General features: G+C 59.4%; 12 protein-coding genes and 1 tRNA gene. 5 read left to right on the forward strand and 8 right to left on the reverse strand.

Annotated features, from left to right (window positions below):
• Window positions 1–5: 5 nt before the first annotated feature.
• Together CIK76_RS19250 and CIK76_RS00955 are read left to right on the forward strand one after the other, a co-directional pair.
• Window positions 6–173, forward strand: coding sequence for a hypothetical protein (locus CIK76_RS19250; RefSeq protein ID WP_176484044.1), 168 nt, complete (start codon window positions 6–8; stop codon window positions 171–173).
• On the forward strand, window positions 170–814 hold the full coding sequence (locus tag CIK76_RS00955; protein ID WP_096282925.1) for a gamma-glutamyl-gamma-aminobutyrate hydrolase family protein: 645 nt from the start codon (window positions 170–172) through the stop codon (window positions 812–814). The genes CIK76_RS19250 and CIK76_RS00955 overlap by 4 nt, the downstream gene beginning before the upstream one ends.
• Here CIK76_RS00955 and pknB read toward each other — a convergent pair whose 3' ends face one another.
• The 7 genes from pknB to CIK76_RS00990 all read right to left on the reverse strand — a co-directional run bounded on the left by pknB (window position 815) and on the right by CIK76_RS00990 (window position 10,025).
• A complete protein-coding gene (gene pknB, locus CIK76_RS00960) occupies window positions 815–2,731 on the reverse strand; it encodes a Stk1 family PASTA domain-containing Ser/Thr kinase (protein WP_096282926.1) in 1,917 nt (638 codons plus the stop codon).
• Window positions 2,728–4,485: a protein kinase gene (locus CIK76_RS00965; RefSeq protein WP_096282927.1), complete on the reverse strand. Its 1,758-nt coding sequence runs from the start codon at window positions 4,483–4,485 to the stop codon at window positions 2,728–2,730. Before CIK76_RS00965 ends, pknB begins: the two co-directional genes overlap by 4 nt.
• The gene (locus tag CIK76_RS00970; RefSeq protein WP_255248296.1) at window positions 4,482–5,777 is read right to left on the reverse strand and encodes a penicillin-binding transpeptidase domain-containing protein; all 1,296 of its coding nucleotides are present in this window, start codon (window positions 5,775–5,777) and stop codon (window positions 4,482–4,484) included. The genes CIK76_RS00965 and CIK76_RS00970 overlap by 4 nt, the downstream gene beginning before the upstream one ends.
• 161 nt (window positions 5,778–5,938) lie before the next feature.
• The gene (locus CIK76_RS00975; protein ID WP_096282929.1) at window positions 5,939–7,327 is read right to left on the reverse strand and encodes an FtsW/RodA/SpoVE family cell cycle protein; all 1,389 of its coding nucleotides are present in this window, start codon (window positions 7,325–7,327) and stop codon (window positions 5,939–5,941) included.
• Window positions 7,324–8,721 carry a PP2C family serine/threonine-protein phosphatase gene (locus CIK76_RS00980; RefSeq protein WP_096282930.1) on the reverse strand — a complete coding sequence of 466 codons (1,398 nt, stop codon included), beginning with the start codon at window positions 8,719–8,721 and terminating at the stop codon, window positions 7,324–7,326. The genes CIK76_RS00975 and CIK76_RS00980 overlap by 4 nt, the downstream gene beginning before the upstream one ends.
• Window positions 8,722–8,724: 3 nt before the next feature.
• Window positions 8,725–9,204: an FHA domain-containing protein gene (locus CIK76_RS00985; RefSeq protein ID WP_096282931.1), complete on the reverse strand. Its 480-nt coding sequence runs from the start codon at window positions 9,202–9,204 to the stop codon at window positions 8,725–8,727.
• A complete protein-coding gene (locus CIK76_RS00990) occupies window positions 9,201–10,025 on the reverse strand; it encodes a DUF3662 and FHA domain-containing protein (protein ID WP_096282932.1) in 825 nt (274 codons plus the stop codon). Before CIK76_RS00990 ends, CIK76_RS00985 begins: the two co-directional genes overlap by 4 nt.
• A gap of 270 nt (window positions 10,026–10,295) precedes the next feature.
• Here CIK76_RS00990 and CIK76_RS00995 point away from each other — a divergent pair.
• Window positions 10,296–10,379 (forward strand) — tRNA-Leu (locus tag CIK76_RS00995).
• A gap of 325 nt (window positions 10,380–10,704) precedes the next feature.
• Window positions 10,705–11,220: a YdeI/OmpD-associated family protein gene (locus CIK76_RS01000; RefSeq protein ID WP_096283002.1), complete on the forward strand. Its 516-nt coding sequence runs from the start codon at window positions 10,705–10,707 to the stop codon at window positions 11,218–11,220.
• Here CIK76_RS01000 and CIK76_RS01005 read toward each other — a convergent pair whose 3' ends face one another.
• Window positions 11,221–12,264 (reverse strand): LacI family DNA-binding transcriptional regulator, encoded by a 1,044-nt coding sequence (locus CIK76_RS01005; protein ID WP_255248297.1) that lies wholly within the window; start codon window positions 12,262–12,264, stop codon window positions 11,221–11,223.
• A 139-nt stretch (window positions 12,265–12,403) separates the two neighbouring features.
• On the opposite strand from CIK76_RS01005, the gene CIK76_RS01010 reads away from it, so the two are divergent.
• The gene (locus tag CIK76_RS01010; RefSeq protein WP_096282933.1) at window positions 12,404–13,363 is read left to right on the forward strand and encodes a nucleoside hydrolase; all 960 of its coding nucleotides are present in this window, start codon (window positions 12,404–12,406) and stop codon (window positions 13,361–13,363) included.
• Window positions 13,364–13,392: the final 29 nt, after the last annotated feature.

Genomic DNA, 13,392 nt, shown 5'->3' on the forward strand with positions numbered 1-13,392 from the left:
AAATAATGTACGCATGGATTTTTCGAAATCTGCCAGGACCGGTGTGGTTACGCATTATTGAGGCATTGATCCTGATCGCTGCGGTCGTGTTGTTGCTGATGGTGTATGTTTTCCCATGGCTGTCGCAATACAGCCCATTTACCGATTCTACGATTGGCCAGATAACCCCGTGAGTACCACCAAGATCCTCGTAATCGACAATTACGATAGCTTCGTCTACACCCTCGTCGGTTATCTTCAAGAGCTCGGCGCGGAAACAACCGTGTACCGCAATGACATGATCAGCCTCGAGCAGGCGATCGAACTTGCTTCCGAGTACGACGGGGTGCTGGTTTCTCCTGGACCAGGGGATCCTGCCGGAGCTGGAGTGAGCATCGACCTGATCAAGTGGTGCGGTGCGCACTCCAAGCCGATGCTCGGCGTCTGTCTGGGCCACCAGGCCCTAGCCGAAGCCTATGGAGGCACGGTCACGCATGCCGAGGAGCTGATGCATGGGAAGACCTCATTGGTCAGCCATGAAAATCATCCGGTTTTCAAGGACGTGGCCAATCCATTTACCGCCACGCGCTACCACTCGCTCGCTGCCATACGCGAGAGCATCCCGGAGTCCTTGGAAATTATCGCGCAAACCGCCGGGGGAGTCGTCATGGGATTGGCACATCGCAGCGCGCCGCTGTGGGGGCTGCAATACCATCCCGAATCCGTGCTCACCGAACAGGGCTATCAGATGCTCGGCAACTGGTTGGAGTTCGTAGGTCTGCAGGGCGCGGCCGGCAAAGCCGCAACCCTTAGTCCACTATTCAGCGGAGAGTAGCTACCCCTCTTGGTTTCCTCTGCCTCGACCATTGCCATTCCCAGGTCCGCTTGTGGACTGAGGGGGCTTTGACGATTCTGGCGTCGAAGAAGTAGCTTCTTCTGGCTCGTCAGTTGCCTCGGACTCTTCCGAATCATCGGCAGGTTCCGAGGGCGTAGGGGTTTCGCTGGGAGTGGGTTCGGCCCGTTTAATCGCTTCAGATACCTTCACCAGCGATCCCTGGGGGGCTTCCGTGCCGGCGACGGGATCCTGCAAGAAGAGCGTGCCTGGCTCCTCATCGCTCTCGACCTCAAGGAACTGTGCACGCAGTCCCACATCATCTGATGTGAGTGCCTTTTCCGCTTCATCGCGGCTCATCCCAGTAATGTCTGGAACCTTGACCATACCCGTTGAAAGAATCAGGTCAACGGTCGAACCAGCCTTGACCTTCGAGCCTAGCTCAGGGCTGGTACCAATCGCCCAATCGGTAGGGATGCTCGGGTGGTTTTCGCGGCTAACTTCGCCAACGACCAGTCCTGCTTCGCGGATTGCATCGCGGGCTGCCACTTCGGATTGGTTCTCCAAGGACTCAGGGATAACCCGATCCTCGGATCCATCGGAGATGAAAAGCTTCACCGTGGAATCCTTGGGAAGATTCGTCCCGTCGTTCGGATCGGTGCGCGTGGCCTTATTCTCATCAATGTCTTCGCTGAATTCATGTTCGACGTTCACCTTGAAGGTCGCATCATTCAGCAATCGCGTCGCGTCCTCCTCGGAAAGGTTCTTAACCTCGGGAACTGCCACTGGCGCGCGCTGTTCTGCCTCCGCCTGCAGGGAGCGAATGACCAGGAAACTAGCGATGCCCACAGCGATCAGGGCGATGATGGTCAACAACCAAATCAAGCCACGATTCGACCGATGCTCCCGGGGCTCGGTCTCCCGAGCATCTGAACGGGAGGAAAAGACCGGGTGCTCGCTGGTCACCGGGTGCCGCGGTGGGGAATTCTCTTCTGCGCGCTCGTAAAAAGGCACGGTAGCGGCGAGAATCGTGGCCGATTCGTCCCGGTACTCAATGCCGTTTTGGGCATCCTCTAGGGCAGCGGCAAAGGCTCCGGCGGACTGGAATCGTTGATCCCGTTCTTTGGCCAGGGATTTGAGCACCACCGGGTCATAGATTTCAGGTAGGTCCTTGTTGACCTCGCTCGGCGGAACGGGGTTCTCGCCGACATGTTGATAGGCGACGGAAACGGGGGAATCGCCGGTAAAAGGAGGCTGGTGGGTGATCAACTCGTAGAAGAGGCAACCGGCGGAGTAGATATCCGAACGGTAGTCCACTAACTCACCACGCGCTTGTTCGGGGGAGAAGTACTGCGCGGTGCCAACCACCGCGGCAGTCTGCGTCATCGTCGCTGAGGTATCCATGGCTCGGGCGATTCCGAAGTCCATGAGTTTCACGTGGCCCTCATCGGTCAACATGATGTTGGCCGGTTTGATATCGCGGTGCACCACATTTTTCATATGCGAATGATCCAGCGCATCGCATACGCCGCGAATTAGTTCGACCGCATACTGTTCGTCGACTTGCTCTTCGCTCAGAACCTGCTTCAGGGTTCGTCCGGAAACATATTCCATGACGATATATGGAGAGGTGGAATCGCTGCGTTCGGTAGCCGGCAGTTCACCGGTGTCATACACCGCAACGATATTCGGGTGGCTCAGCCCGGCTACGGATTTCGCCTCGCGACGGAACCTGTTGACCACCATCGGATTATCCGCTGTGTCCTGCCGCAGGACCTTCACCGCTACCTTGCGCGCAAGCGTGTGATCGGTGGCCAGGTAAACGTCGGCCATGCCTCCGCGGCCGATCAACGAGTGAATTTCATAGCGGTCGGCGATCAGCCGGGGCAAGCCTGGCGGCAATGCATCAAATTCACTCATGGTGCTTCGCTTATGCCTGTTTCTTCTGGTGCTGCCGAGTCGGTTGAGCTAGGCGTCGACGAGGGGGTTTCCTCGGGCTCCGGACCCGAGGAAATCACCAAGGTGACACGAGAGCCAGGGGAGACCTGGGTGCCTTCGACAGGCGTTTGGCTCAGCACCGTGCCCGCAACGGAAGAGTCGTACTCTTCCCCTCCCTTAGCCACGGCAAGTCCGGAATCCTGCAGCAGCTTCTGTGCTGCCTCATAGCTCATTCCGGTGACCGCGGGAACCTCGGTCATTTCGGGAGCCTTGGCATAGCTGACGTTGATGGTGGAACCCGGTTCAACGCTGCCGGTCGGGGACACCGACAAGACCTCGCCCGGTTCGGAACTGGAAGTTTCTTCTGCTGCGGCAGCTACGTCCAAGCCAAGCGCCTCCAGCACGCTGGTCACCGCGTCGATGTCCTGCCCGACCAAGTTAGCGGGCACGGTGACGAACTGGGCCGACTCCGTTGGTTCGGAGCTCTCCTCGCTAGGCTCGGTGGTTTCCTCGCTTGGTTCGGAGCTTTCCACAGAGGCGGTGGTGCTGGCCGGCGGAACGGTCGGCTCCTCATTCGAAGAGTTGATCTTGGGAATCAGCCAAGTGCCGAGGGCGATGAGCGCGGCCAGGACGATGACAACCACCAATGGAATGATCCACGGGTTGCGCTTTTCCTCGGCATAGTCGTCTTGACGGTCAACCTGATGCTCGTCGAAGCCTTCGTCATCATAGCCTGCGGCGGCGAGCCCGGCTTCGGCCGGTGCCACTACGGTCGGCATGGCGTTGGTCAACGGCGGAGCGGTTTCGACAGGGGTCACCGCGCGGGTGGCGTCATCGTCGATGTTCAATGCCTGGGTGGCATCATCTTGCACGCCGGTGATCAGCATACCGGGTACGGCGATGGTCGCGGTGTTCGTATCCCCCTTGCGCAGTGCCTCGGCGGCGTCGGCCAGCGCGTTGGCGTTAGCTGGACGGTCTGCCGGGTTCTTGGCGAGCATCGACATGACCAATTGGCGCACTGGTGCCGGAAGCGAATCCGGCAGGGCCGGAGGCGCGTCGTTGACCTGGGCCAAGGCGATGGCGATCTGTGATTCACCGGTGAAAGGGCGACGTCCTGCAAGGCACTCGTATCCGATGACACCCAGTGCATAGATGTCCGAGCTGCCGGTGGCGATCTGTCCGGTAGCCTGCTCGGGGGCCAGATACTGGGCGGTGCCCATCACCTGTCCGGTGGCGGTCAGCGGGACCTGGTCGGCCAGACGTGCGATGCCGAAGTCGGTAATCTTCACCACGCCGGTAGGCATGACCAAGATATTTCCCGGCTTCACGTCGCGGTGAACCAAGCCGTGCTCGTGGGCTGCGGCCAAGGCGCGCGCGGTTTGAGCGATCAGCGACAAGGTGCGGTCCACCTCGAGCTTGCGCTCGCGTTCGATGATCGTCGAAAGCGGTGGGCCCGGAACGAGTTCCATGACCAGGTACGCGGAGCCTTGCTCCTCACCGTAATCGAAGACTCCGGCGATGCCCGAGTGGTTCAGCAGCGCCGTGTGGCGCGCTTCGACGCGGAAACGAGTCAAAAAACTCTCGTTGTCCGTGTATTCCTCTTTGAGGATCTTGATCGCTACTAGACGCCCGAGAACCTGGTCTCGTGCCTTCCAGACCTCGCCCATGCCACCGATCGCGATGCGGTCGGTCAGCTTGTATCGACCGCCCAAGGTGGTGCCCGTTACTGGCCTCACTTGTTGAACACCGCCTCTGTCATCTTCTTCATCAGTGACCCGGCCGTGTTGTGGCCGGTGTTGTAAGGTACATCGTGAATTGCGATAGTGATCGCCACCTGTGGATCGTCTCCCGGGGCAAAGCCCGTCATCCAAGAATTGAATAAGGCAGTTCCGTTGGCGTCTTCACGCCCGGTCTGCGCGGTACCGGTCTTGGCGCGAAGATCGACCCCCGGAACGCGTGCGTTCATTGCCGTGCCGGAAGCAACCGGCCCAGCCATCATGTCCGCAACTTCGTTAGCGATTTCGGGCGTCGTCGCCGTCGAGAACGCCTTCGGTTTGGGTTCTTCAATTACACGCAAATCAGGAGCAACCACTTTCTTGACCAAATTGGGCTGCATGATGACGCCGTCATTTGCGATTGCCATGGCAACCATGTTCATTTCCAAGGGTGTCGCCTTGGTATCATCTTGGCCAATGACAGCGCGTGCAAACTGATCCTTTGTGCGGTTTTCCGGGAATGTGCTCGGGCGAACGGAGAGCGGAATTTCAAGCTGCTGGCCAAAGCCAAAGCGCTCGGCCACGTCGGAAAACGGCTTCTCTCCGAGATCTAGAAGCATCGCACCAAACGGGGTGTTGCAGCTTTGCGTGAAGATGAAGTCCAGTGTGGCAGTTGGCCTTCGATCGCAAATGCCCGCGGAGAAGTTTGTTAGCGGTGGTCCACTGCCCACATCGAGGCTACTCGGATTCTGCAGTTCTGTGGTTCGATCGTATTCCCCAGACTCCAGGGCCGCCACCACGTTGAGGATCTTGAAGGTCGAACCGGGCCAGATAGGCGTATCAATCGCCGGGTTGACGTAAGTGCTCAGGCCCTTGGAGCTATTCAGCTCCTTCATGTTCTCCGCCGCAGCAGAGGTCGAATGCACCGCCAGATCGTTTGGATCGTAGCTCGGCTTCGAAGCCATGGCCAGAATGTCTCCGGTTTTCGGATCCGTCACCACAATAGTGGCCTCTAAGTCGTTGGGAATCATCTCGTAGGCTTGCTTCTGCAGTTCCCCGTCGATGGTCAACTCGACCGATGCGCCTTCCGCGGTTTGTCCGGTGAACATCGCGGTGAGCCGGTCAAAGACGAGGTCGGAACTGCTGCCGGTCAACCAGTCATTGAGCTCTGACTCCAGGTGTGTGCTGCCATTGGCCAAGGAGTAGTAACCGGTTAGGTGAGCGTACTGCTGGGGGTCGTTGTACCGACGCTGATAGGTGAATTGACCGTCGTCGGTGGGTACCGATTCGGCAATGGGCTTGCCATCGACCAAAATGGCACCACGCGGCAGGTCGAACTCGCGGAAGAGCTGACGCTTATTCAACGAGTTCTCGGCAAGTTTCTCGGAGCTGAAGAACTGGATGTAGCTCAATCCCGCCAGGCAAATTACAAACATCATGGTCAGCGCGATCCAGACGCGCTTAATGGCTTGATTCATACGTTCTTCACCGCCTTAGGGGTCGTGGCTCCCGGGGTCGCAATCTCGTCGGTTGGTCCCACGCCGCCGGTCATCGGTCGGCGCGAGTTATGCGAAATCATCAGCAGCAAGGAGATGATGATCCAGTTGGCGAGCAAGGAGGAGCCGCCGGCAGCCATAAATGGAGTGGCCAGACCGGTCAGTGGAATCAAACGTGTTACGCCGCCGATGATGACGATGCACTGCAGCCCCAGGGTGAAGGACAGCCCCGCCGCAAGCAGCTTGCCGAAGGTATCACGCGAACCCAACGCGGCACGTAAACCGCGGCTGATCAGCAGCATGTACAGCAGGATAATTGCCGTCAGGCCGATCAGGCCGAGCTCTTCACCGAAGGAAGCGATGATCATATCCGAGTTCGCTAGCGGCACCCGGTATGGGGATCCCTCGCCTAAGCCGGTGCCGAAGAGGCCACCATCGGCCATGCCGAATAGCCCTTCGACAATCTGCATGCTGCCGCCCCTGGCCTGGTAGATCTCCGGGTCGAAGGCATTTAGCCAAACATCGACGCGCCGGGTCACGTGGCTCATCGTGGTGGCTGCGAAGACACCGCCGGCCGCGACCATGAGCAAGCCGATCAGCACCCAGGAGATGCGCGCGGTAGCCACATAGATCATCACAATGAACAGGCCGAAGAAGAGAATCGAGGAACCTAGGTCGCGCTGGACCACCAGCACTCCGATGGACAAGATCCAGGCCACCACCATCGGGGCCATATCGCGACGGCGCGGCAATTGCAACGGGCCGATTTTACGCCCGGCCATCAAGATCAGATCTCGGTTGGAGGAAAGATATCCGGCAAAGAAGATCGACAAGGTGATCTTTGCCAGCTCACCGGGCTGCATCGAGAATGCGCCGAGCCGAACCCAAATGCGGGCACCGTTAATGGTCACGCCGAACCCGGGAATCATCGGCAGCAGCAGCAAGATAATGGATGCCAACAAGGCGATATAGGTGAATCGGCGAAGCACTCGATGATCGCGAATCGCCCACAGAACGATGGCGGCGATGATGACCGCGATGGCGGTCCAAAGCAGCTGCCGCATCGACTGACTTGTGGTTTTGGCCAAGTCAATACGGTGGATCATGGCCAGGCCAAGAGCGTTCAAGGCCACCGTAATGGGAAGTATTACCGGATCGGCATATTTAGCGAAGATGCGCAGCATGATGTGCAGCAACAGCGCGAGTCCAGCCAAAACCCCGGTCTGCACAAAGAAGTCTTTAGTGTCGTCGCTGTCCGAGGAACTTCCGACGAGGAAGAAGGCAGCGGCGCCGACGCTCAAGGCCAGCAGCAACAGGACCAGCTCAAGGTTGCGCCGTGGAACCGGTGCGGTGTGCAGTTCGCTCATCGCATGATCTCCTGACAGTAGGCTGGCGGAAGTGGAAGGTCGTCGCTGGCACCGTCTGTACCTGGCGCCAAGACCGGACAATTCTGTTTCGCTGTCACCAGCAACTCTTGAATCATCATGCTTGCGTGTTCAAGGCTGTCTGCCGGAATGGAAGATTCCACTCGTTGACGCGAATACTCTGGCAAGGCTTCGAGCGGGATATTGCTGACCGTATCAACCTCGGATAGTGAGATGGGGCCAAGCTCCTGCGGTACGCCCTTGTAGATGGCGACCTTATCTCCGACAGCGCCAACGTAGAACTGGGTTTGTGTCCACAGATAACCCCAGACCCCGAGCCCGATCACCAAAAGGGTGATCATGGTCAGCAGCAATGGCATGATCCAACGGCGGTGCGGAACCCGCGACTCGAGCGGATCGAGGATTTCGCCGGCAGCAGGGGAGCGGTGCGTCAGCAACGCGGCGGCGCGACGCTCACCGGTGTGCTGGGTGACCACCGGTATCTGCCCGGTCTGTGTGGCAAGCTGCGCGGCTCCGACCAGGAGGTGGGGGCGCTGGGAAATTTCATGGCGCAGGACCGACGCGCTCGCCTCAACATCGCCTTCGGCGGCGATGGTCAGCTGTCCGGTATCCGGGGCCGGCTCGAGAACCGAGGGTTCGGCATCTTCGGATTCATCGACCTCGACCAGCTCAAAGAGCACCACCGTGACGTTATCCGGGGCGCCATTGCGCAAGGTCGTGGCCACGAGTTCATTGACGGCCGCATCCATATCTGCGGTGCCACGCACGATTTGTTCGATAATGGGCACGGCTACCGCATCGGTTAGCCCATCGGAGCACAGCAGCCAGCGTTCGCCGGCGGTTGCCTCGAGCTGTTGCACATCCAGTTCGGGGGAGGCATCCGAATCGCCGAGCACGCGCAACAGCACGTTCTTATGCGGGTGGGTCTCCGCCTCGTGGGGTTGAATGCGCCCCTCTTCGACAAGCCGCTGCACGAACGTGTGGTCACGGCTGATCTGTTCAAACTCGTTGTTTTTCAGCCGGTATGCGCGGGAGTCGCCAATGTGCGCCATGTGCAGGGTCTGGCCAGAGAGCAACAGCGAGGTGACGGTGGTGCCCATTCCCGAAAGCTTCGGGTTCGCGCCCACTAGTTCGTTGAGAACCAGATTAGCCGCCTGAATTTCATCGGGAAGCGCATTTTGCGGGTCTGCCGTGTATCGATGGTCAAGATGCACCAGATCTAGCACGGTGGATGCCGAGGCCACATCGCCACCGACGTGTCCGCCCATGCCGTCGGCGAGTACCGCAAGATATTCTCCCGCGTAAGCGGAGTCATCGTTCTTTTTGCGCACGCGTCCGACATCGGACATCGCCGCGAACTTAAACTTTAAAGCCATTGGCTAGGCCTTCAATTCCAGGACAGTCTTCCCGATGCGGATGCGCTGTCCCGGTTCGACCGGCTGCGCGCGGGTGAGCTGGCTGTCGCCTACGAAGGTGCCGTTGGTGGAGCCAAGGTCTTCGATGAACCAACGCGAACCCTGTGGGAAAAGTCGGGCATGGCGGCCCGAGGCATAGTCGTCTTCAAGTACCACGGTGGCATCCTGGGCGCGACCGAACAGGATCGGCTGGCCCTGCAACGGGATACTGCGCCCGGCCAGGGGGCCTTCAACGATCTGTAGGGTATGTACTGCCTTGCGCGTGCTGATCTCTGGTTCGGCAAGTTCTGGATTCTTTTTCAGTGCCCGGGCGCTAGGTGCTCCGGTTCGAGCTCGCGTGCCGATCACCAAGTCACGGCGCATCGCACCGACGATGCTCAGCACGAGCAGCCAAATCAAGACAAGAAAGCCAAGTCGGAACAGGTTGAGAACCAGATCATTCATGCACGGCCTCCGTTGCTAGGCGTAATTAGGCGAAAGACTATCTTGGTCTGTCCGATAGTGATGATCGAACCGTCCAATATACGCGTCTCGCCCGAAATCTTTTTACCGTCCACATAGGTGCCGTTGGTTGAACCTAGATCGGTGACGGCATAAGCGCCTTTGCCCTTCGTTTCGAAACGGACGTGCTGCCGCGAAACGCCGGTGTCATCCACGGGGATGTCGGTGCTCGCCGAGCGCCCAAGCACGATCGAATGGTGATGAAGCGCGAAGCGTTGCCCATTTACCTCGACAACCGCCTGCTTGGGAAGCGGAGCGGCTGCTGGCGCCGCCGGTGGGGGAGTAGGGCGTGGTTGTGCGGTGGTTTTGGGATCCGCAGCTGCGGCGCCCTGGTCCTGCTGCGGTTTGGGGGCCTTTGCCTTGACCGGAGCCGAAGCTACCGAGTTAGCGCTGGAGTCCTTGATGGAACCGGAAACTTCCATTTCGCCGGGCTTGAGCTCCTGGGAATTCACGAAATGAATCATGATGTTTCCTTGGACCGAATAGCCTTGGCTTACGGCATGTTCCGCGGTCACCTTAGCCATCTCGTTGACTACGGGTGAGCCCCACGACTTGGCCGTTGCAAAATCCTTGTCGCTCAACGAGACGATGAAATCGTTCGGAGCAAGACTGCGGCCCTCGCTGATCGCAAGAATTCCACGATCCATTTCGTTGCGCAGGGCGCTGGTGAGTTCAACCGGCTTGATGTCTGCGGTGCTGGTGCCACGAAAGAAGCTGGTGACGACCTTCTCTAAGCCTCGTTCGACGTTGTCGAGAAAGCTCATTGCGTGTGCTCCTTTCCTGTAGTCCACGGCGTTTCAAGGCCTTGCGGTCTCAGTCTGATGCCTTCGAGACACAGAACTTCATTATCGATCTTACTGTTTACAGCTGTGCAATTCCCGGAAATATCCTTGAAGGAACGACTGGCATCATATTCAACGCCCCAACGGCCCAAAAGGTTTCATGTGGCGCTAAGCACATGTGGGCCCTCTGATTAGGCGAACGGCGAAAAGTGCGTGTAAGCTATTTCTTGTTGCCGCGAGAGCGGGAATCATGCGCGAGTGGCGGAATTGGTAGACGCGCTGGCTTCAGGTGCCAGTGCCCTTCGGGGCGTGGGGGTTCAAGTCCCCCCTCGCGCACATGAGAAAAAGAGCCTCTCACTAGTCTGAAAAGACGAAGTGAGGGGTTCTTTTCGTTAACTCGCAGGGCGATCTTGGATTCGGTTCAAGACGCAAAATAGCAGCTGGAGGCTCCTTGGGGGTGCGAATGCCCAACTCCCAGCGAGCCGAGCAAAACGTCGCACGGATTTGCTCCACGTTATCTGCGCCATTCTCCCGAACCGAGAAAAATTATTCGCCGGGCGTGGGAAGAACCACTTTTCCCGACCTTCTGCCCGGACAGATTTCCTTCACCGCCCATCGCATAGAATCGGATTCATTGGATTACCGAAACGGTGGGGGCATCATGGCAGGCACTAACCAAAGCATCGAACTAGCCGGAACTGTGCACCAAGTCGAGGATCGACTGGTATTGCGCTTTGATCAAGAATCCAGTCAAAAACTTCCCAGTCGCGGCCAGGTGGCTGTGCGGCTGGTGGATTCAAACCAAAGTGTCGTCGTGGAGCCAGATGGGCGGCGTGGACATTGGCTGCCTGCCGAACAGCTTGGTCTTGAACTCGGGCAGAGACCCATATTGCAGGTGACGATCGCCGAGCAGTGGCCCGAGGTAACCCTCCCGGAAGATCTAGCCGGCGCCCTTGAGGACGCGAGCGATCTGCAGGACACCTGGGAAGGGCTGACCCCCATGGCCAGATGGGAATGGGCGCGGTGGGTCAAATCGACGAAGAACGCCGCGACGCGTCAGCGGCGGGTGGAGGTCAGCATTTCCAAGCTGCGCGACGGCAAACGGCGCCCCTGCTGCTTTGACCTGTCTTCCTGCACCGATCCGGAAGTTGCCAAGAGCGGAAAGCTCATCGAGTAGTTATTGGGCCCCACCGCTCGAGGCGCGAACCATCAGTTCGCTGGAAAGCAGCAATTGGAATCGCTCGAGGTCCTTGCCCTCGATCAGGGTGCGCAATGCCTGGGCAGCCTCAATGCCTACGGCTTGGGCGTCGAGGCGAACGCTGGTCAGCGAAGGGTTTGAGGTGGCGGAAAAAGGCAGGTCATCGAAGCCGGTGACCGCCAACTCTTGGGGGATCCGCACTCCCACGACGCTTGCTCCATGCAATACGCCGTAGGCGTGCGTATCTGTGGCGCAGGCCAACGCCGTGATGCCCGCGTGTTTCCACTGCTTCCAGTTCGCGGAGAAGGTCGCTGCCGCGTCTCCCATTTCAATGGTTGAGGACCTGATTGCGTCCGCCGGAACTTCCATGCCGTGTTCGGCCGCCGCGCTCAGAAAGGCTTCGCGCCGCATGCGCAGGGTGGCGGTTCCGGTGTTTGCGTCCAGATAGCCAACCTTGCGGTGACCCTGTGCGGCGAGGTGCGCCGCCACGTCCCGTGCGCCTTGGAGCACGTCAAAATTTACCGATGGAACATTTTCTGGCGCATCCGGTGCATCGAGGGCGATCATTGGCAGGGGGCTGGATAGCTCGGCAAGGAATTCAGGTGTAGGTGCATGGACGAGCAATCCGGCCGGGCGCAAGCCCAGCAGGCGCCGGGTTTCGGCGGCGCTCGGTGATAGGCCGGCGTCGGTGACCGAAAGCAGCAGCTGGTAGTCCTCCCCGAGGACCCCGCGAACTCCGGCGATGAGCTTGGCGAAGAAGGGGTTTGAAATATCCGGGGCCACCAGAATGACCAGCGAGCTGACCCCGCGTGCCAGCGAGCTGCCGATGCTGTCTACGTAGTATCCGAGTTCGCGAATCGACTCGCGAACTCGGGCTTCATTTCTTTTGGAGACTCGGCCGCTGGACTTGCCGTTCGCCACCAGCGAGACAGTTGCCGTGGAAACTCCAGCATGGGCCGCGACCATGGCAGCGGTGACCTTGCGCGCTGGCTGGGTTTGCTTCGGCGAATCACCATTGTTCATGGCTCCATCCTAGTGCGCCGTCGAGCGTGCGCAACGTCGGGAGTTAAGCGCTTGACGCTTTGCGTTATCCGAGGAAGAATCAAGGGTAACCACACATCGAACTCCCGATAGCCGGCTATCGGGCGGATCAAGGGCGCAAATGAGCACACCACGTAAGATCATCCTTGACTGCGACCCAGGGCACGACGACGCGGTCGCCATCCTGTTGGCTCACGGAAATCCGCAGATCGAGCTGCTTGCGGTAACTACCGTCGTCGGCAATCAGACGCTGGATAAAGTCACCGACAACGCACTGGCGGTGGGCACCATCGCCGGGATCACCGGGGTGCCATTCGCTGCCGGGTGCGCGCGCCCGCTGGTGCGCAATATCGAAACCGCTCCCCAGGTGCATGGTGACTCCGGGATGGACGGCCCGGCCCAGCCTAAGCCGCGCATCGAATTGGACGAGCGCCATGCGGTGGACCTGATCATCGAGACGATCATGTCGCACGAACCGGGCGAGATCACGCTGGTACCTACCGGAGCGTTGACGAATATCGCGTTGGCGGTGCGCCGCGAGCCACGCATCGTCGAGCGCGTGCGCGAGGTCGTGCTGATGGGCGGCGGCTACCACACCGGAAACTGGAGCGCCGTGGCCGAATTCAACATCAAGATCGACCCCGAAGCGGCGCATATCGTCTTCAATGAGAACTGGCCGGTGGTCATGGTGGGCTTGGATCTCACGCACCAGGCGCTGGCCACCAAGGACGTCGTGCGGCGCATCGAGCAAATCGGCACCGGCCCGGCGAAGTTCGTGCGCGAGCTCATGGACTTCTTCGCTCAGGCCTATCATGACCACCAGGGTTTCGACGCCCCGCCGGTGCATGATCCCTGCGCCGTGGCATATGTGATCGATCCAACCGTGGTGCGTACCCTGCGCGCGCCGGTCAGCGTTGAACTGCGCGGCGAACTGACCCTGGGGATGACGGTAGCTGACTTCCGTGCCCCGGCCTCGGCCGACTGCCATACCTCGGTGGCCGTGGATCTGGATCACGAACGCTTCTGGGATCTAGTTGTCGACGCCCTGGAGCGAATCGGTGAGGTCGAGCTAACAGCGTAGTTTCGGCAAAATCCAGCTAATTGTGATGA

It is taken from the genome of Glutamicibacter sp. BW80 (assembly GCF_002332385.1).
Taxonomy (GTDB): Bacteria; Actinomycetota; Actinomycetes; order Actinomycetales; family Micrococcaceae; genus Glutamicibacter.